The sequence below is a fragment of the Pseudomonas sp. F9001 genome, assembly GCF_013385435.1.
Lineage (GTDB): Bacteria > Pseudomonadota > Gammaproteobacteria > Pseudomonadales > Pseudomonadaceae > Aquipseudomonas.
Window position 1 is genome coordinate 120,454 of the sequence record NZ_JACAPX010000013.1, and the last position, 20,862, is coordinate 141,315.

The 20,862-nt window shown below is 61.9% G+C and carries 23 protein-coding genes; 13 read left to right on the forward strand and 10 right to left on the reverse strand.

The window, feature by feature from the left end; all coding sequences use genetic code 11:
* Positions 1-14: 14 nt before the first annotated feature.
* From HX818_RS13110 to HX818_RS13125, 4 genes are read left to right on the forward strand one after another with little or no spacing between them, the layout of a single operon-like run.
* On the forward strand, positions 15-449 hold the full coding sequence (locus tag HX818_RS13110; RefSeq protein WP_177020246.1) for a DUF4426 domain-containing protein: 435 nt from the start codon (positions 15-17) through the stop codon (positions 447-449).
* Positions 446-1,042 (forward strand): RdgB/HAM1 family non-canonical purine NTP pyrophosphatase, encoded by a 597-nt coding sequence (rdgB, locus tag HX818_RS13115; protein WP_008434161.1) that lies wholly within the window; start codon positions 446-448, stop codon positions 1,040-1,042. The genes HX818_RS13110 and rdgB overlap by 4 nt, the downstream gene beginning before the upstream one ends.
* The gene (hemW, locus tag HX818_RS13120; RefSeq protein WP_256343980.1) at positions 1,039-2,241 is read left to right on the forward strand and encodes a radical SAM family heme chaperone HemW; all 1,203 of its coding nucleotides are present in this window, start codon (positions 1,039-1,041) and stop codon (positions 2,239-2,241) included. The genes rdgB and hemW overlap by 4 nt, the downstream gene beginning before the upstream one ends.
* 19 nt (positions 2,242-2,260) lie before the next feature.
* Complete coding sequence (locus tag HX818_RS13125; protein WP_003213776.1) at positions 2,261-2,584, forward strand: DUF3392 domain-containing protein; 324 nt, start codon at positions 2,261-2,263, stop codon at positions 2,582-2,584.
* A gap of 138 nt (positions 2,585-2,722) precedes the next feature.
* Here HX818_RS13125 and trmB read toward each other — a convergent pair whose 3' ends face one another.
* From trmB to HX818_RS13145, 4 genes are all read right to left on the reverse strand, one after another.
* The gene (gene trmB, locus HX818_RS13130) at positions 2,723-3,448 is read right to left on the reverse strand and encodes a tRNA (guanosine(46)-N7)-methyltransferase TrmB (RefSeq protein ID WP_102604119.1); all 726 of its coding nucleotides are present in this window, start codon (positions 3,446-3,448) and stop codon (positions 2,723-2,725) included.
* A 9-nt stretch (positions 3,449-3,457) separates the two neighbouring features.
* Positions 3,458-4,252, reverse strand: coding sequence for a thiazole synthase (locus HX818_RS13135; protein ID WP_008434166.1), 795 nt, complete (start codon positions 4,250-4,252; stop codon positions 3,458-3,460).
* Between the two features lie 65 nt (positions 4,253-4,317).
* Complete coding sequence (thiS, locus tag HX818_RS13140; RefSeq protein WP_008434168.1) at positions 4,318-4,518, reverse strand: sulfur carrier protein ThiS; 201 nt, start codon at positions 4,516-4,518, stop codon at positions 4,318-4,320.
* Between the two features lie 71 nt (positions 4,519-4,589).
* Positions 4,590-4,967, reverse strand: a complete 378-nt coding sequence (locus tag HX818_RS13145; protein ID WP_003213781.1) for a DUF423 domain-containing protein — start codon at positions 4,965-4,967, stop codon at positions 4,590-4,592.
* 74 nt (positions 4,968-5,041) lie between these two features.
* On the opposite strand from HX818_RS13145, the gene mtgA reads away from it, so the two are divergent.
* A complete protein-coding gene (gene mtgA, locus HX818_RS13150) occupies positions 5,042-5,764 on the forward strand; it encodes a monofunctional biosynthetic peptidoglycan transglycosylase (RefSeq protein WP_087693250.1) in 723 nt (240 codons plus the stop codon).
* Positions 5,765-5,959: 195 nt separating this feature from the next.
* Here the strand turns inward: mtgA and rpoH are convergent, their stop codons facing one another.
* The 4 genes from rpoH to ftsY all read right to left on the reverse strand — a co-directional run bounded on the left by rpoH (position 5,960) and on the right by ftsY (position 10,052).
* Positions 5,960-6,814, reverse strand: coding sequence for an RNA polymerase sigma factor RpoH (gene rpoH, locus HX818_RS13155; protein WP_003176698.1), 855 nt, complete (start codon positions 6,812-6,814; stop codon positions 5,960-5,962).
* Between the two features lie 129 nt (positions 6,815-6,943).
* Entirely contained in the window at positions 6,944-7,966 is a 1,023-nt protein-coding gene (ftsX, locus tag HX818_RS13160; protein WP_003213783.1) for a permease-like cell division protein FtsX, read from the reverse strand.
* The gene (ftsE, locus tag HX818_RS13165; RefSeq protein WP_003213784.1) at positions 7,963-8,634 is read right to left on the reverse strand and encodes a cell division ATP-binding protein FtsE; all 672 of its coding nucleotides are present in this window, start codon (positions 8,632-8,634) and stop codon (positions 7,963-7,965) included. Before ftsE ends, ftsX begins: the two co-directional genes overlap by 4 nt.
* Positions 8,631-10,052, reverse strand: coding sequence for a signal recognition particle-docking protein FtsY (ftsY, locus tag HX818_RS13170; protein WP_177020247.1), 1,422 nt, complete (start codon positions 10,050-10,052; stop codon positions 8,631-8,633). The genes ftsE and ftsY overlap by 4 nt, the downstream gene beginning before the upstream one ends.
* Before the next feature lie 232 nt (positions 10,053-10,284).
* Here ftsY and HX818_RS13175 point away from each other — a divergent pair, with 232 nt between their 5' ends.
* The 4 genes from HX818_RS13175 to HX818_RS13190 all read left to right on the forward strand — a co-directional run bounded on the left by HX818_RS13175 (position 10,285) and on the right by HX818_RS13190 (position 14,854).
* Entirely contained in the window at positions 10,285-11,640 is a 1,356-nt protein-coding gene (locus tag HX818_RS13175) for a pitrilysin family protein (RefSeq protein ID WP_003213786.1), read from the forward strand.
* Positions 11,633-13,123 (forward strand): pitrilysin family protein, encoded by a 1,491-nt coding sequence (locus HX818_RS13180; protein ID WP_003213787.1) that lies wholly within the window; start codon positions 11,633-11,635, stop codon positions 13,121-13,123. The genes HX818_RS13175 and HX818_RS13180 overlap by 8 nt, the downstream gene beginning before the upstream one ends.
* Positions 13,123-13,728, forward strand: coding sequence for a 16S rRNA (guanine(966)-N(2))-methyltransferase RsmD (gene rsmD / locus HX818_RS13185; RefSeq protein ID WP_003213788.1), 606 nt, complete (start codon positions 13,123-13,125; stop codon positions 13,726-13,728). The genes HX818_RS13180 and rsmD overlap by 1 nt, the downstream gene beginning before the upstream one ends.
* 130 nt (positions 13,729-13,858) lie before the next feature.
* A complete protein-coding gene (locus tag HX818_RS13190; protein WP_177020248.1) occupies positions 13,859-14,854 on the forward strand; it encodes a hydrolase in 996 nt (331 codons plus the stop codon).
* Positions 14,855-14,901: 47 nt separating this feature from the next.
* On the opposite strand, the gene HX818_RS13195 is transcribed toward HX818_RS13190, so the two are convergent.
* Entirely contained in the window at positions 14,902-15,756 is an 855-nt protein-coding gene (locus tag HX818_RS13195) for a sulfurtransferase (protein WP_087693253.1), read from the reverse strand.
* 39 nt (positions 15,757-15,795) lie between these two features.
* Positions 15,796-16,467, reverse strand: coding sequence for a TetR/AcrR family transcriptional regulator (locus tag HX818_RS13200; RefSeq protein ID WP_003213791.1), 672 nt, complete (start codon positions 16,465-16,467; stop codon positions 15,796-15,798).
* Between the two features lie 146 nt (positions 16,468-16,613).
* On the opposite strand from HX818_RS13200, the gene HX818_RS13205 reads away from it, so the two are divergent.
* From HX818_RS13205 to coaD, 4 genes are all read left to right on the forward strand, one after another.
* A complete protein-coding gene (locus HX818_RS13205) occupies positions 16,614-18,041 on the forward strand; it encodes a coniferyl aldehyde dehydrogenase (RefSeq protein WP_134327473.1) in 1,428 nt (475 codons plus the stop codon).
* A gap of 28 nt (positions 18,042-18,069) precedes the next feature.
* Positions 18,070-18,615: a twin-arginine translocation pathway signal protein gene (locus tag HX818_RS13210; RefSeq protein WP_087693254.1), complete on the forward strand. Its 546-nt coding sequence runs from the start codon at positions 18,070-18,072 to the stop codon at positions 18,613-18,615.
* A gap of 33 nt (positions 18,616-18,648) precedes the next feature.
* Positions 18,649-20,244: a GMC family oxidoreductase gene (locus tag HX818_RS13215; protein WP_003213795.1), complete on the forward strand. Its 1,596-nt coding sequence runs from the start codon at positions 18,649-18,651 to the stop codon at positions 20,242-20,244.
* A gap of 114 nt (positions 20,245-20,358) precedes the next feature.
* A complete protein-coding gene (gene coaD / locus HX818_RS13220) occupies positions 20,359-20,838 on the forward strand; it encodes a pantetheine-phosphate adenylyltransferase (protein ID WP_003176711.1) in 480 nt (159 codons plus the stop codon).
* Positions 20,839-20,862: the final 24 nt, after the last annotated feature.

A 20,862-nucleotide genomic window follows, 5' to 3' on the forward strand; every position in this document is an offset into this window, starting at 1 on the left:
CGAGGAGGACGATCATGAGTCGCCTGGCTGTTTTTCTACTCACCGCGTGCCTGAGCGTCAGCGCTATGGCGGCGGATGTTATCGACGGTAATCGCCAGAAAGAATTCGGCGATATCACCGTTCATTACAACACCTTCACCTCCAGCTTCCTGCAGCCGGAAACCGCCCAGAAAGTTGGCGTGGTGCGCAGCAAGGAGAAGGGCTTGATCAACGTGACCGTGATCAAGGGCGTAACCCCGGTGGCCGCGCAAGTGACAGGCACTATCAAGGACCTGGGCGGCAAGAGCGAGATCCTGACGTTCAAGCAAATCGACGAGAAAGGCGGGATTAATTACCTCGCGCCATACTCTGTGACACAGCGGGAATACAAGACGTTTACCATCAATGTTGAAACCGGCGGCAAAGCCCATAGCTTCCAATTCAACCAGGAACTGTTTCCGGCGCAATGATGAACCTTACTCAACTCGTACTGGCCAGCCATAACGCCGGCAAGCTCAAAGAACTCCAGGCCATGCTCGGCGACTCGGTGCAACTGCGCTCGATTGGCGAGTTCAGCCAGGTAGAGCCGGAAGAGACCGGCCTGTCGTTTGTCGAGAACGCCATCCTCAAGGCCCGCAACGCCGCGCGTATTTCCGGCCTGCCGGCACTGGCTGACGATTCGGGCCTGGCCGTGGACTTCCTGGGCGGCGCGCCTGGCATCTACTCGGCACGTTACGCCGACGGTAAAGGCGACGCGGCCAACAACGCCAAGCTGCTGGACGCCCTCAAGGACGTGCCCGACGCGATGCGCGGCGCGCAGTTCGTCTGCGTGCTGGCCCTGGTGCGTCACGCCGATGATCCATTGCCGATCCTCTGCGAAGGCTTGTGGCACGGTCGCATCCTGCATGCGGCCAGCGGCGAGCACGGTTTCGGTTATGACCCGTTGTTCTGGGTGCCGGAGCGCAATGTCTCCAGCGCCGAATTGAGCCCGGCCGACAAGAACCAGATCAGCCACCGCGCCCGCGCAATGGATTTGCTGCGCCAGCGCCTGGGCCTGAAATGACCCAGAACACCTCCGCGCAGCCACTGATTCTCGGTGGCGCGCAAACACCTCGGGCGGCCCTGCCTCACCTGCCGCCCCTGGCGCTGTATATCCACATCCCGTGGTGCGTGCGCAAATGCCCCTATTGCGACTTCAACTCCCACACCGCCAGCAAGGTGCTGCCGGAGGAAGAGTACGTCGACGCGTTGCTGGCCGACCTCGATCAGGACCTGCACGCGGTGTACGGCCGTGAGCTGAGTTCGATCTTTTTCGGCGGCGGCACCCCAAGCCTGTTCAGCGCCGTTGCCCTGGGCCGGTTGCTCAAGGGCGTGGAAGCGCGCATCCCGTTTGCCGGCGATATCGAGATCACCCTGGAAGCCAACCCCGGTACCTTCGAGCAAGAGAAGTTCGTGGCGTACCGCAAGCTGGGGATCAATCGGCTGTCGATTGGCATCCAGAGTTTCCAGCAGGAAAAACTCGAAGCCCTGGGCCGCATCCACAACGGTGACGAAGCCGTGCGTGCCGCCGGCATGGCGCGCCAGGCCGGGTTCGACAACTTCAACCTGGACTTGATGCACGGTTTGCCCGATCAGTCCCTGGAGGACGCCCTGGGCGACCTGCGCCAGGCCATTGCCCTAAAGCCCACGCATCTGTCCTGGTATCAACTGACCCTGGAACCCAACACCGTGTTCTGGAACCAGCCGCCCGTGCTGCCGGAAGACGACACCCTGTGGGACATCCAGGAAGCCGGCCAGGCGTTGCTCGCCGAACACGGTTACGCCCAGTACGAAGTCTCGGCCTACGCCCAACCGGGACGGCCGGCGCGGCATAACCTGAATTACTGGAGCTTTGGCGACTTTATCGGCATCGGTGCCGGCGCCCACGGCAAGCTCAGCCATCCGGATGGGCGCATCGTGCGCACCTGGAAAACCCGGGCGCCGAAGGACTACCTCAACCCGGCGAAAAACTACCAGGCCGGCGCGAAAGAACTGACCAACGAAGAGTTACCGTTCGAGTTCCTGATGAACGCCCTGCGCCTCACTGACGGCGTCGAAGCCAGGCTTTACGCCGAGCGTACCGGCCTCGAACTGGCCAGCCTCGATGAAGCTCGCCGCGAGGCAGAACAAAGTGGCCTGATGCAGGTCGAACCGTCACGCCTGGCGGCCACCGACCGCGGGCAACTCTTTCTCAATGACCTGCTGCAGAAGTTTTTGAGCTGATTGCTCTTAAGGAAATCAAATGGATCTGGTACTCGACCTGCTCGCCACCGTATCCCGCTGGAGCCGTAGCAACCTGTCGGAAATCTCCCTGGCGTTGGTAGGTTGCCTGCTGGTGCTGTTTGGCGCCGACATCAAGGGCTGGGTCGAAGCACGGCTGGGCAGCATCGCAGGCGCGCTGCGCGTGCCGCTGATGGCGCTGGTGTGCATGATCGGCAGCGGTGCTGCGCTGATCTATGCCACGCCGTGGATTGTTCGCGGGTTGAGCCAGTTCAACAACTACAGCCTGGCGCCAGTGTTGTTGGTGGTGCTGGTGTTGATTGGGGTGGTGGCGGATCGCCGCTGACCTTAAGCGCGGCACAAAACAAATGTGGGAGCTGGCTTGCCTGCGATGCAGACACCTCGGTGTATCAGTGATACCGAGGTGATGCGATCGCAGGCAAGCCAGCTCCCACAGTTGATTGCATTTCAGCTTTCGAGCTAACTACGCCAGCTTCTCGAACTTCAAATCCCAAACCCCATGCCCGAGTCGCTCGCCGCGACGTTCGAACTTGGTGATCGGCCGCTCGGCCGGGCGCGGGACGCATTTGCCGTCTTCCGCCAGGTTGCGGTAGCCAGGGGCGACGTTCATTACTTCCAGCATGTACTCGGCATACGGTTCCCAGTCGGTGGCCATGTGCAGGATGCCGCCCACTTTCAGCTTGCTGCGCACCAGTTCCGCGAAGGAAGCCTGGACGATGCGGCGCTTGTGGTGGCGGCTCTTGTGCCATGGGTCGGGGAAGAACAGCATCAGGCGGTCGAGGCTGTTGTCGGCGATGCAGCGGTTGAGCACTTCGATCGCGTCGCAGTCGTAGACCCGCAGGTTGGTCAGGCCCTGAGTCAGCACGCCGTTCAGCAGCGCACCAACACCCGGACGGTGTACTTCAACCCCGATAAAATCCTGCTCCGGCGAAGCCGCGGCCATTTCCAGCAGGGAATGGCCCATGCCGAAGCCAATCTCCAGGGAGCGTGGTGCCGAGCGGCCAAACACCTGGTCGTAATCCACCGGCGCGTCTGCCAGCGGCAGGACGAACAGCGGCGTGCCCTGCTCCAGGCCCTTTTGCTGGCCCTCGGTCATGCGACCGGCGCGCATCACAAAACTCTTGATGCGGCGGTGCTTGGACTCGTCGCCTTCTTCCAGGGTGTTCGGCGTTTCGTTTGATTCAGTCATCAATGGCTCTTACTTGATCAGACCATCCAGCGGCGAGGAGGCGCTGGCGTAAAGTTTTTTCGGCATGCGCCCGGCGAGGTACGCCAGGCGGCCGGCGACAATTGCGTGGTTCATGGCTTCAGCCATCAGGACCGGCTGCTGCGCATGGGCGATGGCCGAGTTCATCAGCACCGCATCGCAACCCAGTTCCATGGCGATGGTGGCGTCGGAGGCAGTGCCCACGCCCGCATCCACCAGTACCGGGATCCTGGCTTCTTCGAGGATGATCTGCAGGTTGTACGGATTGCAGATGCCCAGGCCGGAACCGATCAGGCCGGCCAGCGGCATCACCGCGATGCAGCCGATTTCCGCCAATTGACGGGCAATGATCGGGTCATCACTGGTGTAGACCATCACGTCGAAGCCTTCCTTGACCAGGGTTTCGGCGGCCTTGAGGGTTTCGATCACGTTGGGGAACAGGGTTTTCTGGTCGGCCAGCACTTCCAGCTTCACCAGGTTGTGGCCGTCGAGCAGCTCACGGGCCAGGCGGCAGGTGCGCACGGCTTCGATGGCGTCGTAGCAACCGGCGGTGTTCGGCAGGAAGGTGTAGCGATCCGGCGACAGCACTTCGAGCAGGTTCGGCTCGCCCTCGATCTGGCCGAGGTTGGTGCGGCGCACGGCGAAAGTAACGATCTCGGCGCCCGAGGCTTCGATGGCCAGGCGGGTTTCTTCCATGTCGCGGTACTTGCCGGTGCCGACCAGCAGACGCGACTGGAAGGTACGACCGGCCAGGACGAAAGGCTTGTCGCTACGAACGATGCTCATGGGAAATCCTCGAGTTGGGGTGAGGTTCTGCAGAATGCGGGTTGGCGCCCTGGAGCGCCGGACGGCTAGCCGCCGCCGATGGCGTGGACCACTTCGACCTGGTCACCCTCGGTGAGCGCGGTCTCGACGTGCTGGCTACGCGGGACGATATCCTGGTTGAGCTCCACTGCGACGCGGCGTCCGGTCAAGTCCAGACGGGTCAGCAGGGCCGCAACGGTTTCACCGTCGGGCAGTTCAAAGGGTTCGCCGTTCAACTGAATGCGCATGCCACGGGCCGCCATCGTTTTTAGGGGCCAGCATTCTAGCGTGATTGACGTTGCTGGCCCAAGCCCCTTGGTCAGGCAGCCTGTAGACGCCACGCCGCCAAACCGAGGAAGAACCAGCCCAGCAGGAACGCCAGGCCACCAAACGGGGTGATGATGCCGAGCTTGCTGATGCCGGTCATGGTCAGCACATACAGGCTGCCGGAGAACAGCAGGATGCCCACGGCAAAGGACACCCCCGCCCACGTCACCAGCCTGCCCGGGATGTGCGCCGCCAGCAGTGCCACGCCGAACAGCGCCAGGGTGTGCACCAACTGGTAGGTCACGCCGGTGTGGAAAATCGCCAGGTACTCGGCGCTCAGGCGGTTTTTCAGGCCGTGGGCGGCAAACGCACCCAGGGCGACGCCGGTGAAACCGAAAAAGGCAGCCAGCATCAGAAAGCCACGCAACATGAGGAACTCCAGTCAGACTCAGGGGGCAGGGTCTGTATAATGGCCCGCTCAACGGGTTCGGCCAAGCCATCTCTATGCTGCGTCTCCTCTTCAAGCGTTTTCTCAAAGCCCTCAAGTGGTTTGCCATCGGCAGCGTGCTGTTGGTGCTGCTGTTCCGTTTCGTGCCGCCACCGGGCACTGCGCTGATGGTTGAGCGCAAGGTCGAGTCCTGGGTCGACGGCGAGCCGATTGACGTACAGCGCACGTGGGTGCCGTGGGATCAGATCTCCGACGAACTTAAAGTGGCGGTGATGGCGGGCGAAGACCAGCGCTTCCCGCAACATTGGGGTTTTGATTTCGGCGCGATCCAGGCGGCATTGCAGCATAACGAGCGTGGCGGTTCGATTCGTGGCGCCAGCACCTTGAGCCAGCAGGTGTCGAAGAATCTGTTCCTGTGGACCGGCCGCAGCTATTTCCGCAAGGGGCTGGAAGCCTGGTTTACCGGGCTGATCGAAATTCTCTGGCCCAAGCAGCGAATTCTTGAGGTGTACCTCAACAGCGTGGAATGGGATGAAGGCGTGTTCGGCGCCGAAGCGGCGGCGCGGCATCACTTTGGCGTGAGCGCCAAGGCGCTGACCCGCCAGCAGGCCAGCTACCTGGCGGCGGTGCTGCCTAATCCGCGGGTGTGGAGTGCCAGCCATCCAACGTCGTATGTCGCGCGACGGGCGGCGTGGATTCGGCAGCAGATGAGTCAGTTGGGTGGCGACAGCTATTTGAATGAGCTGAACAACTCGCGCAAGGCGCCTTGGGCTGACTGACACCCCACAAAACAACTGTAGGAGCTGGCTTGCCTGCGATAGCGGTGTGTCGGCCTGCAGATGTGTTGGCTGGCAGGCCCTCATCGCAGGCAAGCCAGCTCCCACAGTGGACCGAGCTGAATTCGAGTTGTGCGAACACAAACAAAAATGCCCCGATCTCTCGATCGGGGCATTTTTTTGTCACTTCGCAGCTGTTCAGGCGGCGATCGACAGTTTCAGCTTGTTCATCGCACTCTTCTCGAGCTGACGAATCCGCTCGGCCGACACGTTGTACTTCTGCGCCAGGTCGTGCAGCGTGGCTTTTTCTTCTGCCAACCAGCGCTGGTAGAGAATGTCACGGCTGCGGTCGTCCAGCACTTCCAGCGCTTCGTGCAGGTTGTGATTGGAGTTGTCGCTCCAGTCGGCATCTTCCAGCTGACGCGCCGGGTCGTACCGGTGGTCTTCCAGGTAGTTGGCCGGCGATTGGAAGGCGCTGTCGTCGTCCGCTTCGGCGGCCGGGTCGAAGGCCATGTCATGGCCGGTCAGGCGACTTTCCATCTCGCGCACTTCACGTGGCTCTACGCCGAGGCTTTCGGCCACGCGATGCACTTCTTCGTTGTTCAGCCACGCCAGGCGTTTCTTCTGGCTGCGCAGGTTGAAGAACAGTTTGCGCTGGGCCTTGGTGGTCGCGACTTTCACGATGCGCCAGTTGCGCAGGATGAATTCGTGAATTTCCGCCTTGATCCAGTGCACAGCAAACGACACCAGGCGCACACCCATTTCCGGGTTGAAGCGCTTCACAGCTTTCATCAGGCCAACATTGCCTTCCTGAATCAGGTCAGCCTGGGCCAGGCCGTAGCCGCTATAGCTACGGGCGATATGTACGACAAAACGCAGGTGGGCGAGCACCATCTGCCGAGCCGCCCCCAAATCCTGCTCATAGTAGAGACTCTCGGCCAGTTCACGCTCCTGCTCGGGCGTCAGCAATGGAATGCTGTTGACCGTGTGCACATAGGCCTCCAGGTTCGCACCCGGGACCAGAGCATAAGCAGGTTGCAAAGAAGTGGTCATACGAAAAAACCTCCGACTCACATAACTCGTGCAGTTCAGCACTGCGAAAATTGACCGGGAACCGTAGGACAAGTTCCCTAAACCACTGATACGGTCAATACAAACGAAACCACATTACCCTGACATTAACTACTTCGGTGCCAGCTCACGTAAATGCCGTGCGACCGCAATCCAAGCACCGATATACCCCAAGAGCACTGCCCCAAGCAACAATGACAGACCATCGGCTGCCGGCACGCCGGCCAGGGCAAAATCGCTGCCGTACAAACCGGCAAGCCCCACCACCGCATCGTTCAGCCAGTTCAGGCCAAAAGCCAGTACGCCCCAGGACAAAATTCCCGCACCGAAGCCATACAGCGCGCCCATGTACAGAAAAGGCCGACGCACATAGCTGTCCGTGCCGCCGACGAGTTTAATCACTTCTATCTCGGTGCGGCGGTTTTCAATATGAAGACGAATGGTATTGCCTATCACCAAAAGTAATGCAGACACCAGCAACACCGTCAGGCCGAACACAAACCGGTCGCCCAGCTTGAGAATCGCGGCCAACCGCTCTACCCAGACTAGATCAAGTTGTGCCTGTTGGACCTTCGGCAGCTCTGCGAGTTTTTGTCGCAGGGCTTCCAGGGTGGTCTTGTCGACCTCGTTCGGGGTGACCAGCACCACGCCCGGCAGCGGGTTCTGCGGCAACTCCTTGAGCGCCTCGCCCAGGCCGGACTGTTGCTGGAACTCTTCCAGGGCTTGATCGCGGCTGATGTACTCAGCCTCGGCCACACCCGGAATGCCCTTGATCTGGTCGCGCAGGGACTCACCGTCCTGGGCGCTGGCATCCAGGTTCAGGTACAGGGAAATCTGCGCCGCCCGCTGCCACGAACCGCCAAGGCGCTCGACATTGTTCAGCAGCAATGACAAGCCCATGGGCAGGCTCAAGGCCACGGCCATGACCAGGCAGGTAAAAAAGCTGCCGATCGGCTGCTTGCCGAGGCGGCGCAGGCTGTCTACCAGGCTGGCACGGTGGCTTTCGATCCAGGCATGCACCAGGGTGCCGAAATCCGGGCCATCGTCTTCGTCGCGTTTTTTCTTCTGTGGCTGCGGGTCGGCCGCCTTTGGCGCGACGCGCTCGGAAACCTTCGGGCTGCGTGTTGCACTCATACCCCAGCCTCCCCGTCACCGATCAGGCGGCCGCGTTGCAGGGTCAGCATGCGGTGGCGCATGCGGGCGATCAGCGCCAGGTCGTGACTGGCGATCAGCACGCTGGTGCCCAGGCGGTTGATGTCTTCGAACACGCCCATGATTTCTGCGGCCAGGCGCGGGTCGAGGTTACCGGTGGGTTCGTCCGCCAGCAGCAAGGCCGGGCGATGGACGATGGCGCGGGCGATGCCGACGCGCTGTTGCTGGCCGGTGGACAGGTCGCCTGGGTACAGGTCGGTCTTGTCCGACAGCGCCACGCGCTCCAGGGCCGAATCCACGCGCTTGACGATTTCGGCCTTGGACAGACCGAGAATCTGCAACGGCAAGGCGATGTTGTTGAACACCGTGCGATCGAACAGCAACTGGTGGTTCTGGAACACCACGCCGATCTGGCGACGCAGGAATGGAATCTGTGCGTTGCTGATGGTTGCCAGGTCCTGGCCCGCCAGCAGCAGTTTGCCGGTGGTTGGGCGTTCCATGGCCAGCAGCAGACGCAACAAGGTACTTTTACCGGCACCCGAATGGCCGGTCACAAACAAGAATTCGCCGCGACGCACCCGGAAACTCAGCTCATGCAAGCCGACATGCCCGTTGGCGTAGCGTTTACCGACCTGTTCGAAACGAATCATGAACGCTCCCGCTCGGCAAACAGTGCCTGTACAAAGGGTTCGGCTTCAAAAGTGCGCAGGTCGTCGATGCCTTCACCGACGCCGATGTAACGAATCGGCAACCCGAACTGCTTGGCCAGGGCGAAGATCACACCGCCCTTGGCCGTGCCGTCGAGCTTAGTCAATGCCAGGCCGGTCAGTTGGACCGTCTGGTGGAATTGTTTGGCCTGGCTGATGGCGTTCTGGCCGGTACCGGCGTCCAGCACCAGCAACACCTCGTGGGGCGCGTCGGCGTCGAGCTTGCCGATCACGCGGCGAACTTTCTTCAGCTCTTCCATCAGGTTGTCTTTGGTGTGCAAGCGACCGGCGGTATCGGCGATCAGCACGTCAATGTTGCGCGCTTTGGCGGCCTGCACCGCATCGAAGATCACCGAAGCCGAATCGGCGCCGGTGTGCTGGGCGATGACCGGGATCTTGTTGCGCTCGCCCCAGACCTGCAATTGCTCCACGGCGGCGGCACGGAAGGTGTCACCGGCGGCGAGCATGACTTTCTTGCCTTCCAGTTGCAGCTTCTTCGCCAGCTTGCCGATGGTGGTGGTCTTGCCGGCGCCGTTGACGCCAACCACCAGGATCACAAACGGCTTTTTCTGCGTATCGATGATCAGCGGCGCTTCCACCGGCTTGAGCATGTTGGCCAGCTCGGCCTGCAGCGACTTGTAGAGCGCATCGGCGTCGGTCAGCTGCTTGCGCGCGACCTTCTGGGTCAGGCTCTGGATGATCACGGCGGTGGCTTCGACGCCCACGTCGGCGGTCAGCAGGCGGGTTTCGATGTCCTCCAGCAGCTCGTCATCGATGGTCTTTTTGCCGAGGAACAGGCTGGCCATGCCTTCGCCGATGCTGGCGCTGGTCTTGCTCAGGCCTTGCTTGAGGCGGGCGAAGAAACCGGTCTTGCCGGTTTCGGCAGGAACAGCAGGCTCTTCGATGACTGCTGGCGCGGCGACGGCGACCGGAACAGGTTCGGCAACCATCGGTGCAGGCACCTCAACCACTGGCGGCGCCTGGACCACAACGGGCGCAGGCTCCACGAGGGCCGGAATCGGCGGCGCCACATGCTCGGCCAGCTCGTCTTCAACCAGTGCTACAGGCTCTTCTGCCACCGGCAACACCAGCCATGGCTTGTGCTCTGGCTCTGGCTCTGGCTCTGGCGCAGGTTCTGGCTCAACCACCGGCTGCAACACCGGCTCGGCCATCGGCAACACCACCGGGGCCGGTGTTTCGGCAACCGGTTCGGCTTCTACTATGGATTCGGGGATCGGTTCAGCTTGAACCTGCGGCTGTTCGACGACGGTTTCCTGCGGCTTTTTGCGCAGCCATCCGAACAGGCCTTTTTTCTCGCCAGCCGCAGCTGGGGTCTTCTTGTCGTCGTTGGAACCAAACATGGAGACGGCTATCTCAAGGTAGCGACGCGCCAGGGGGCGTGCCGGTAAATAAAATTCGATGCGTAACAGACTGTTTTTTAGCCAGCTCGTTCATGCGCAACATTTTGTAAGGCCTAAATAGAGCCTTAACAAGACAGCCATAGTGGCCGTCCCTAGGTCGGACCAGTATCCTAGCACCTCCTCGCCCGCCGACGCTAAGACCAAGCGGGCAGCCCAACAGGTTTAAAAACGAATGAATGCTCTAGCCCGCCGCGCCGCAGGCCTGCTGCTCAGCACAGTTTGTCTGCCCCTTTCAGCTTTGGCTGCCGACCCACAACCCACCCACGAATTCACCCTGGACAACGGCCTCAAGGTCGTCGTGCGCGAAGACCATCGCGCCCCTGTGGTGGTTTCCCAGGTCTGGTACAAGGTTGGCTCCAGCTACGAAACCCCGGGCCAGACCGGTTTGTCCCACGCCCTGGAACACATGATGTTCAAGGGCAGCGCCAAAGTCGGCCCCGGCGAGGCTTCGTTGATCCTGCGTGACCTGGGTGCCGAAGAAAACGCCTTCACCAGCGACGACTACACCGCTTACTACCAAGTGCTCGCCCGTGACCGCCTGGGTGTCGCCTTCGAGCTGGAAGCCGACCGCATGGCCAGCCTGCGCCTGCCGGCCGACGAGTTCAGCCGCGAGATCGAGGTGATCAAGGAAGAGCGCCGGATGCGCACCGACGACAACCCGATGTCCAAGGCCTATGAGCGCTTCAAGGCCATGGCCTACCCGGCCAGCGGCTACCACACGCCGACCATCGGCTGGATGGCCGACCTGGACCGCATGAAGGTTGAAGAGCTGCGCCACTGGTACCAATCCTGGTACGTGCCGAACAACGCCACCCTGGTAGTGGTGGGCGACGTAACCCCGGATGAAGTCAAAACCCTGGCCCAGCGCTATTTCGGCCCGATCCCCAAACGCGACGTCCCCCCGGCGAAAATCCCGCTGGAGCTGGCCGAGCCCGGTGAACGCCTGCTGACTATGCATGTACAGACCAAACTGCCGAGCGTGATCCTTGGTTTCAACGTGCCGAGCCTGGCCACCGCTGAAGACAAACGCTCGGTCAACGCCCTGCGCCTGATCTCGGCCCTGCTGGACGGCGGCTATAGCGCGCGCATCTCGACACAACTGGAGCGCGGCGAAGAGCTGGTGTCCGGCGGCTCGTCGAGCTACGACGCCTACACCCGCGGTGACAGCCTGTTCACCCTGACTGCCACACCGAACCTGCAAAAGAAAAAGACCGTGGCCCAGGCTGAAGCCGGCCTTTGGCGCCTGCTGGATGAGCTGAAGGCCAAGCCACCGAGCGCTGAAGAACTGGAGCGTATCCGCGCCCAGGTCATCGCCGGCGTGGTTTACCAGCGCGACTCGATTACCAGCCAGGCCACTGCCATCGGCTCCCTGGAGACGGTGGGCCTGTCCTGGAAACTCATGGACACCGAGCTGGCCGAGCTGCAAAGCGTCACCGCCGAAGATATCCAGAAAGCTGCACGCACCTATTTCACCCGCGAACGTCTCAGCGTCGCCCATGTCTTGCCTGAGGAGACCGCTCATGAGTGAACGTAAAAACAACCGCCTGGTGCTGCCCGGCCTGATCGTGGTGACTTTGGCTGCTGCCTGCGCGGTGTATTTGCTGCGCCCCAGCGAATCCGTCGCCAGCCAGGCGCTGGAGCAGGCCAAGTCCGCCAACAAGCTGCAATCCCTGGCCGAGCTGGACGACAAGGCGCCGACCAACCGCAAGCTCGACGTGCAAACCTGGACCACCGCCGAAGGCGCCAAGGTGCTGTTCGTCGAAGCCCATGAACTGCCGATGTTCGACATGCGCATCCTGTTCGCCGCCGGCAGCAGCCAGGACGGCGCAACGCCAGGCCTGGCACTGTTGACCAACGCAATGCTCAACGAAGGCGTGCCGGGCAAGGACGTCAGCCAGATTGCCGCCGGTTTCGACGGCCTGGGTGCCGATTTCAGCAATGGCGCTTACCGCGACATGGCGCTGGTTTCCCTGCGCAGCCTGAGCGCCAGCGACAAGCGTGACGCCGCCCTGTCACTGTTTGACGACGTGATCGGCAAGCCGACCTTCCCGGCAGACTCTCTGGCGCGGATCAAGAACCAGTTGCTGGCGGGCTTCGAGTACCAGAAACAGAACCCCGGCAAACTGGCGAGCATCGAGCTGTTCAAGCAGCTCTATGGCGACCACCCTTACGCGCACCCGAGCGAAGGCAACGCCGAGAGCGTGCCGAAGGTGACTCTTGCGCAATTGAAGGACTTCCACGCCAAGGCCTACGCCGCCGGCAACGCAGTGATTTCCGTAGTCGGCGATCTGACCCGCGCCGAAGCCGAAGCCATGACCGCCAAGGTTTCCGCGTCCCTGCCAAAAGGCCCGGCGCTGGCGAAAATCGCCCAACCGGTCGAGCCCAAGGCTGGCACCACGCACATCGAGTTCCCGTCCAAGCAGACAACCCTGCTGCTGGCGCAACTGGGTATCGACCGTGCCGACCCGGATTACGCCGCGCTGTCCCTGGGTAACCAGATTCTCGGCGGCGGTGGCTTCGGCACCCGTTTGATGAGCGAAGTGCGCGAGAAACGCGGCCTGACCTACGGCGTATACTCCGGCTTCTCGCCGATGCAGGTACGCGGCCCGTTCATGATCAACCTGCAAACCCGCGCCGAAATGAGCGCCGGCACGCTGCGATTGGTGCAGGACGTACTCGCCGACTACCTCAAGACCGGCCCGACACAGAAAGAACTCGATGACGCCAAGCGCGAACTGGCCGGCAGCTTCCCGCTGTCCACCGCGAGCAACGCCGATATCGTCGGGCAGCTGGGCGCCATGGGTTTCTACAACCTGCCGCTGAGCTACCTGGAAGATTTCATGAAACAATCCCAGGCGCTGACCGTTGACCAGGTCAAAGCTGCTTTGAACAAACATTTGAGTGCCGACAAGATGGTCATCGTGACCGCCGGCCCGACGATTGCGCAAAAGCCACTACCGCCCCCCACTGATAAACCCGCCGAGCAACCGCTCGGGGTTCCGGAGCATTAATGGCCCGTCCATCCCGTCCCAAAAAACCTGTCCACAACGTTCACAACGGTGTGGGCCAACTGCGCATCATCGGCGGAGAGTGGGGCAGCCGTAAGCTGAGCTTCCCCGATGTCGTGGGCCTGCGCCCGACGCCAGACCGCGTGCGTGAAACCCTGTTCAACTGGCTCGCGCCGTATATCGCCGGGGCCAAGGTGCTGGACCCGTTCGCGGGTAGCGGCGCGCTGTTCCTGGAGTCGCTGTCCCGTGGCGCGGCGCTGGGCCAGGCGCTGGATGCCAGCAATGTGGCGGTCGCCAGTCTCAAGGAACACCTGGGCACGCTGCGTTGCACCACCGGGCAAGTGCAGACGGCTGATGCGTTGCGCTACCTGGAAACCCAGGAAGCCCGTGAGTTTGATGTGGTGTTTCTTGATCCGCCGTTCAACCAGAACCTGCTGCCGACTGTATGTGCGCTGCTGGAAGAGCGTCAGTGGTTGGCGCCGGATGCCTGGATCTACACTGAAAGCGAAACCGCACCGTCCACACTCGGCCTGCCGGGCACGTGGCGCCTGCACCGCGAGCAGAAATCCGGGCGGGTGTATTACGCGTTGTGGCAACGCACCGTGTAGGAGCGAGCTTGCTCGCGAAGATCGTTAACGATGACGCGGGAAACCAGGGGAACGCGGTGATCTTGAGTTTTTCGCGAGCAAGCTCGCTCCTACAATGATTGGAGCAAGCCCATTCGGCACCGAGAATTTCATGACTCCGCCCCTCGACCGCTTCTCCCCCGCCTTCGGCCTCGGCAACCCGCACCTGCAAACGTTGTGGGGACCGCTGTGGCGCAAAACCACGCACATCGAACGCCAGCGCGAACGGCTGTGGCTGGCAGACGGCGATTTTCTCGACCTCGACTGGCATGGGCCCCATGACGCAACCACCCCGCTGGTGCTGGTACTGCACGGGCTGACCGGCTCGTCCAACTCGCCCTATGTAGCCGGCCTGCAAAAAGCCCTCGCAACCCAAGGCTGGGCCAGCGTCGCGCTGAACTGGCGTGGCTGCTCCGGCGAACCCAACCTGCTTGCCCGCAGCTACCATTCCGGCGCCAGTGAAGACCTGGCCGAAACCATCGCTCACCTGCGGGCCAAGCGCCCGTTGGCGCCGCTGTATGCGGTGGGGTATTCACTGGGCGGCAATGTGCTGCTCAAGCACTTGGGTGAAACCGGCGAAGCCTCCGGGCTGCAAGGCGCGGCAGCCGTGTCGGTGCCGTTTCGCCTGGATCAGTGTGCAGATCGCATAGGCCTGGGCTTTTCACGGGTTTATCAGAAGCATTTCATGCGTGAAATGCTGGCCTATATTCGCGTCAAACAAAGCCGTTTTCTAAAGGATGGCCAAGAAGCAGGCCTGAAAACCCTGGCTGATCTGGGCTCGCTGGAAAAGATGCGCACGTTCTGGGACTTTGACGGCCGCGTCACCGCGCCGCTGCACGGGTTCCTCAGTGCCGAGGACTACTACCGCCGCGCCTCCAGCCGCTACTACCTCGGGGGCATTCGCACACCAACCCTGATCATCCAGGCCGCGGACGACCCGTTCGTGTTCGCCCACAGCCTGCCCGAGGCCAGCGAACTGTCGGATTGCACCGAGTTCGAACTGCTGGCCAAGGGCGGGCATGTCGGGTTTGTGGATGGCTCGCTGAAACAGCCAACTTACTACCTGGAACGAAGAATCCCGGAGTGGCTACTGACACAACGCCGATAAAAATGTGGGAGCTCCCACACTTTGGCTCAGACCGGGTCAGGCAGACCTCAGTCGCCTGTTGCAACTTCCCGCTTTGGATCAGTGATCCACTCGCTCCACGACCCCGCGTACAACTTGCCCAACGGGTAACCCGCCAGGCACAGCGCAAACAGGTTGTGGCAGGCAGTCACGCCCGAGCCGCAGTAGGCCACCAGGTCATCCGGCGAGCGGTCTTGCAGCTTGGCGGCGAAGCGTTGCTTGAGCTGGTCCGCCGGCAGGAAACGGCCGTCGCTGCCCAGGTTTTCATTGAATGCGGCACATTGCGCGCCGGGGATATGCCCGGCAACCGGGTCGATCGGCTCCACTTCACCACGAAAACGCGGCTGGGCGCGGGCGTCGATCAGGGTCAGGCCGGGCTGGCCAAGGCGTTTCTGCAGGTGTTCGGCGTCCAGTTGCAAGTGGTTGTCCGGCGTGCCGCTGAAGGTGCCGGGCTCGATCACCGGCGCATCCAGGCTCAACGGGAAGCCCGCCGCGTGCCAGGCTTTCAGGCCGCCATCGAGGATGAACACACCGTCGCGCTTGCCCAGCCAGGCCAGCAGCCACCAGGCACGGGCGGCATAGGCACCGGGGCCGTCGTCATACAAAACGATATCGCTGTCGGCGTTAACGCCCCATGCCCGCAGTTGCCGGATAAACGCATCCGGCGCCGGCAACGGATGGCGACCGGTCACGCCCTTGATTATCGGCCCGCTGAGGTGGCGCTCCAGGTCGGCATACTGCGCCCCTTCGATATGCCCTTCGGCGTAGCTGCACAGGCCGTAGTCCGGGTCTTCCAGGGCAAAGCGGCAATCGAGGATTACCAGCCCGCCGGACTTCTGGCGCTCGGCCAGTTGCTGGGGGCTGATCAGTTGGGCAAGCGGCATGACTGACTCCTGTGGCTAGGTTAGCGTTCGGGAAACATCCTACTTCACTTCTTCCAGCGCCTGATTCAACGGCACGTAAAACTCTTTGAACAGTGCATCCACCGCGTCCTTGGCCTTGGGGGTGATAAACCCGGCTTCCAGCACCAGCACCTGATACACCCCGCGCTTGATCGCCTCGGCGCTCAGGTGCGTGGACTTTTCATTGGTGGTGCACAGGAAGCGCACCCACGAGGTGAGGATGATCCAGGCGTTGAGGGTCAGGGCTTCGGTTTGCACCGGGTCCATGTTCAGGATGCCGGCATCGACAAACCCCTGGTAGATGGCTGCGCCCTGGATCAGGCAACGCTGGGAGAACCGCCGGTAGCCGGTGGCCAGCTCCGGGTCGCTTTCCAGCAGGTGTTCGAGGTCGCGGTGCAGGAAGCGGTAGCGCCACATGCCGGCCAGCACCGCCTGCAGGTAGAAGCGCTTGTCTTCCACGGTCACCGCACGGCCCTGGGGCGGGCGCAGGAAACTGTCCACCAACGCTTCGTACTCACGAAACAGCACCGCGATAATCGCCTGCTTGTTGGGGAAGTGGTAGTACAGGTTGCCCGGGGAAATTTCCATATGGGCGGCGATATGGTTGGTGCTGACACTGCGCTCGCCCTGCTGGTTAAACAGCTCCAGGCTGGTTTGCACAATGCGCTCGCTGGTCTTTACTCGTGGTGCCATGGGAAATCAACTTCTAGACCCGTGATGGCGGCATCTTACGGACTATCCTTGTCCGGATAAATCGGCACGTTGTGCAATGTTATTTGACAATTTAGAGCAATGACTCTAAAAACTGAAGCATTCCAATAACAATCGGGAACTTCGCCATGTCTGCCAACGTTGCCTACCTGCAAGATTCCCAGGCGCTGGACCAGCTCCAGGAACTGTTCGACGCCCAGCGCCAAGCCTACGCCGCCAACCCGATGCCGCCGGCCGCCCAGCGCCAGCAATGGCTCAAGGCCTTACGCGAGCTGCTGAGTGACGAGCGCCAGGCGCTGATCAACGCCATCAGCAGTGATTTCAGCCACCGCAGCGCCGACGAAACCCTGTTCGCCGAACTGATGCCCAGCCTGCATGGCATTCACTACGCCAGCAAACACCTCAAGGGTTGGATGAAACCTTCCCGCCGCGCTGTAGGCATTGCCTTCCAGCCCGCGTCCGCCAAGGTCATCTATCAACCCCTGGGTGTGGTCGGGGTGATCGTGCCCTGGAACTACCCGCTGTACCTGGCCATCGGCCCGCTGGTGGGTGCATTGGCGGCCGGCAACCGGGTGATGCTCAAGCTCAGCGAATCCACCCCCGCCACCGGCCAGTTGCTCAAGGCGCTGCTGGCGAAGATCTTCCCTGAGGACCTGGTGTGCGTGGTGCTTGGCGAGGCTGAAGTGGGCATGGCGTTTTCCAAGCTGCGCTTCGACCACCTGCTGTTCACCGGCGCCACCAGCATCGGCAAGCACGTGATGCGCGCGGCGGCCGAACACCTGACGCCGGTCACCCTGGAACTGGGCGGCAAATCACCGGCGATTGTTTCCGCCGACGTGCCGCTCAAGGACGCCGCCGAACGCATCGCCTTCGGCAAGGCGCTGAATGCCGGGCAAACCTGCGTGGCGCCGGACTATGTGCTGGTGCCGGAAGACCGTGTAGACGGCTTCGTCGAGGCCTACAGCAAGGCGGTTCGCGGGTTCTATCCGACCCTGGCCGACAACCCGGACTACACCGCCATCATCAACGAACGACAGTTGGCCCGGCTCAACGGCTACGTGAAAGACGCCACCGACAAGGGTGCCACCCTGGTCCCGCTGTACGACCAGGGCCAGGACCGCCGCATGGCCCACAGCCTGCTGCTGAATGTCAGCGACGAGATGACCGTGATGCAGGACGAAATCTTCGGCCCGGTGCTGCCGATCGTGCCGTATCGCGGCCTCGACCAGGCCTTTGCCTACATTAATCAGCGCCCTCGCCCGCTGGCGCTGTATTACTTCGGCTACGACAAGGCGGAACAGAACCGCGTACTGCACGAAACCCATTCCGGCGGCGTGTGCCTGAACGACACGTTGCTGCACGTAGCCCAGGACGACATGCCCTTCGGCGGCATCGGCCCGTCGGGCATGGGCCATTACCACGGCCATGAAGGTTTCCTGACCTTCAGCAAGGCCAAGGGCGTGCTGATCAAGCAACGCCTGAACGCGGCCAAGCTGATTTACCCGCCCTATGGCAAATCCATCCAGAAGTTGATCCAGAAGCTGTTCGTCCGCTAACAAACCCATCACCGGGATAACAATAAGAATGAACCCTAGCCTGACTGAATCACCCGCGCTGTCACGGCGCGGCGTCTTGAAACTCGGCCTGTGCGCCAGCGCCTTCCTGGCCACCGCCGGGCTGGGCGCCAGCCTCAGCGGCTGCTCCAGCAGCACCCCTGCCAGCGGCTTTGCGATGTTGCGCAGCAGTGACCTGCCGTTTTTGCGGGCGGTGATCCCGGTGCTGCTGGAGGGCGTGGCCAGCGCCGAGGTAGTGGTGGCCGGCATCGACGACACCCTGAAAAAGCTCGACTTCAGCCTGCAACACCTGTCGCCCGAGATGTTCAAGCTGACCCAGCAACTGTTCGACGTCTTGGGCATGGCCGTCACCCGTGGGCCGCTGACCGGGGTGTGGGGCAGCTGGGAAAACGCCAGCGGCGAACAGATCCGCAACTTCCTGCACCGTTGGGAAAACAGCTACCTGAACCTGCTGCGCATGGGCCAGGGCTCGTTGCTCAAGCTGGTGATCATGGCCTGGTATTTCCGCCCCGAGTCCTGGGCGCATTGCGGCTACCCCGGCCCACCGAAAATCTGATTCGCATCCCGATAAAAACAAGAGACGACCCTGATGCCCGTACCTGATCTGTTCCGCGATGGCATGGCCCGCGGCTGGAAGACCCACAATGGCGCCGCCCTCGACCAGGACCTGACCCTGGAAGCCGACGTCGCAATCATCGGCAGCGGCGCCGGCGGCGGCACCACCGCCGAAATCCTCAGCGCCGCCGGCTACAAGGTGCTGCTGATCGAAGAAGGCCCGCTGAAGACCAGCAACGACTTCAAGCTGCTGGAGGACGAGGCCTACGCCAGCCTCTACCAGGAAGGCATCGGGCGCATGAGCAAGGACGGCGCCATCACCATCCTGCAGGGCCGAGCGGTCGGCGGCACCACGCTGATCAACTGGACCTCCAGCTTCCGCACCCCGGACCCGACCCTCGCCCACTGGGCCAGCGAATACGCGGTCAAGGGCCACAGCAGCGCCGAGATGGCGCCCTGGTTTGAAAAAATGGAACAACGCCTGGGCATCGCGCCTTGGGCGATGCCACCGAATGCCAACAATGACGTGATTCGCAAGGGCTGCGAAAAGCTTGGCTACAGCTGGCACGTGATCCCGCGCAATGTGCGCGGCTGTTTCAACCTGGGGTATTGCGGCATGGGTTGCCCGGTCAACGCCAAGCAATCAATGCTGGTGACCACCATTCCGTCCACCCTGGAGAAAGGCGGCGAGCTGCTGTACCTGGCCCGTGCCGAACGCTTGAAATTCAGCGGCGACACCATCACCAGCCTCGAATGCGTGGCCATGGATCAGTATTGCGTGGCACCCACAGGCCGCAAGATCACAGTCAAAGCCAAGCATTACGTATTGGCCGGCGGCGGCATCAACAGCCCGGCGCTGCTGCTGCGCTCGGACGCACCCGATCCCCACTCGCGCCTGGGCAAGCGAACCTTTTTACACCTGGTGAATTTTTCCGCCGGGTTGTTCGACGAGGTGATCAACCCGTTCTACGGCGCGCCGCAGTCGATTTATTCCGATCACTTCCAATGGCAGGACGGCACTACCGGCAAAATGTCCTACAAGCTCGAAGTACCGCCACTGCATCCGGGCCTGGCCAGCACCTTGCTCGGCGGCTACGGCACGCAGAACGCGCTGGACATGGGTCAACTGCCGAAAACCCACGCCATGCTTGCGCTGCTGCGGGACGGCTTCCACCCCGACAGCCCGGGTGGCACAGTCGAATTACGCGGCGATGGCACACCGGTGCTCGATTATCAGGTTTCGCCCTACGCCTGGGACGGCCTGCGCCGGGCATTCCACAGCATGGCGGAGATTCAGTTTGCCGGCGGCGCCAAGTCGGTGATGCCGCTGCACGGCGATGCGCGCTACGTGAACACCTTGGCTGAAGCCCGCAGCATGATCGACGGGTTGAACCTCGAATTGCACCGAACCCGGCTCGGCAGCGCTCATGTAATGGGCGGTTGCGCGATGGGGGAAGAACCGAAAAACGCCGTGGCCGACAGCCTGGGGCGCCATCATCAACTGCGCAACTTGTCGATCCACGATGGCTCGCTATTCCCCACCAGCATTGGCGCTAACCCGCAGTTATCGGTGTATGGATTGACGGCGCAACTGGCGACGGCATTGGCCGAACGTCTGAAAACGGCCTGAAAAAACCGGGTATTCGCGGTGTCTATAGTGCTTTCTTCTGAATAAGTTGACTTGGCCGACCGGGATGGCTGCGATACCATCCGGTTCCCCAACGGACTCCGCCAGGACGACGCGATGAACCGAGTGTTGTACCCAGGTACCTTCGACCCAATCACCAAGGGCCATGGCGATCTGGTCGAACGCGCCTCGCGCTTGTTCGACCATGTGATTATCGCGGTCGCTGCCAGCCCCAAGAAAAACCCGCTGTTTCCCCTGGAACAGCGCGTGGAGCTGGCCCGTGAGGTCACCAAGCATCTGCCCAACGTTGAAGTGGTCGGCTTCTCGACGCTGCTGGCGCACTTCGCCAAGGAACAGAACGCCAATGTGTTCCTGCGCGGCCTGCGGGCGGTGTCGGACTTCGAATACGAATTCCAGCTGGCCAACATGAACCGCCAACTGGCGCCGGACGTGGAAAGCCTGTTTCTTACGCCTTCGGAACGTTATTCGTTCATTTCCTCGACGTTGGTCCGGGAAATCGCGGCGTTGGGCGGGGATATCACCAAGTTCGTGCACCCGGCTGTGGCGGATGCGCTGACGCTGCGCTTCAAGAAATAACTCTGGTCTTTGGGCTTATTGTGG

Excerpts from the sequence above, each read along its gene's own strand:
- ftsY (WP_177020247.1), bottom strand. The coding sequence starts at position 10,052 with ATGTTTGGTTCCAACGACGACAAGAAGACCCCAGCTGCGGCTGGCGAG.
- hemW (WP_256343980.1), top strand. The coding sequence starts at position 1,039 with ATGACCCAGAACACCTCCGCGCAGCCACTGATTCTCGGTGGCGCGCAA.
- HX818_RS13195 (WP_087693253.1), bottom strand. The coding sequence starts at position 15,756 with ATGCCGCTTGCCCAACTGATCAGCCCCCAGCAACTGGCCGAGCGCCAG.
- rpoH (WP_003176698.1), bottom strand. The coding sequence starts at position 6,814 with ATGACCACTTCTTTGCAACCTGCTTATGCTCTGGTCCCGGGTGCGAAC.
- HX818_RS13200 (WP_003213791.1), bottom strand. The coding sequence starts at position 16,467 with ATGGCACCACGAGTAAAGACCAGCGAGCGCATTGTGCAAACCAGCCTG.
- HX818_RS13125 (WP_003213776.1), top strand. The coding sequence starts at position 2,261 with ATGGATCTGGTACTCGACCTGCTCGCCACCGTATCCCGCTGGAGCCGT.
- rsmD (WP_003213788.1), top strand. The coding sequence starts at position 13,123 with ATGGCCCGTCCATCCCGTCCCAAAAAACCTGTCCACAACGTTCACAAC.
- coaD (WP_003176711.1), top strand. The coding sequence starts at position 20,359 with ATGAACCGAGTGTTGTACCCAGGTACCTTCGACCCAATCACCAAGGGC.
- mtgA (WP_087693250.1), top strand. The coding sequence starts at position 5,042 with ATGCTGCGTCTCCTCTTCAAGCGTTTTCTCAAAGCCCTCAAGTGGTTT.
- HX818_RS13215 (WP_003213795.1), top strand. The coding sequence starts at position 18,649 with ATGCCCGTACCTGATCTGTTCCGCGATGGCATGGCCCGCGGCTGGAAG.
- HX818_RS13145 (WP_003213781.1), bottom strand. The coding sequence starts at position 4,967 with ATGTTGCGTGGCTTTCTGATGCTGGCTGCCTTTTTCGGTTTCACCGGC.
- rdgB (WP_008434161.1), top strand. The coding sequence starts at position 446 with ATGATGAACCTTACTCAACTCGTACTGGCCAGCCATAACGCCGGCAAG.
- HX818_RS13210 (WP_087693254.1), top strand. The coding sequence starts at position 18,070 with ATGAACCCTAGCCTGACTGAATCACCCGCGCTGTCACGGCGCGGCGTC.
- HX818_RS13205 (WP_134327473.1), top strand. The coding sequence starts at position 16,614 with ATGTCTGCCAACGTTGCCTACCTGCAAGATTCCCAGGCGCTGGACCAG.
- HX818_RS13180 (WP_003213787.1), top strand. The coding sequence starts at position 11,633 with ATGAGTGAACGTAAAAACAACCGCCTGGTGCTGCCCGGCCTGATCGTG.
- HX818_RS13175 (WP_003213786.1), top strand. The coding sequence starts at position 10,285 with ATGAATGCTCTAGCCCGCCGCGCCGCAGGCCTGCTGCTCAGCACAGTT.
- ftsE (WP_003213784.1), bottom strand. The coding sequence starts at position 8,634 with ATGATTCGTTTCGAACAGGTCGGTAAACGCTACGCCAACGGGCATGTC.
- trmB (WP_102604119.1), bottom strand. The coding sequence starts at position 3,448 with ATGACTGAATCAAACGAAACGCCGAACACCCTGGAAGAAGGCGACGAG.
- ftsX (WP_003213783.1), bottom strand. The coding sequence starts at position 7,966 with ATGAGTGCAACACGCAGCCCGAAGGTTTCCGAGCGCGTCGCGCCAAAG.
- HX818_RS13135 (WP_008434166.1), bottom strand. The coding sequence starts at position 4,252 with ATGAGCATCGTTCGTAGCGACAAGCCTTTCGTCCTGGCCGGTCGTACC.
- HX818_RS13190 (WP_177020248.1), top strand. The coding sequence starts at position 13,859 with ATGACTCCGCCCCTCGACCGCTTCTCCCCCGCCTTCGGCCTCGGCAAC.
- HX818_RS13110 (WP_177020246.1), top strand. The coding sequence starts at position 15 with ATGAGTCGCCTGGCTGTTTTTCTACTCACCGCGTGCCTGAGCGTCAGC.
- thiS (WP_008434168.1), bottom strand. The coding sequence starts at position 4,518 with ATGCGCATTCAGTTGAACGGCGAACCCTTTGAACTGCCCGACGGTGAA.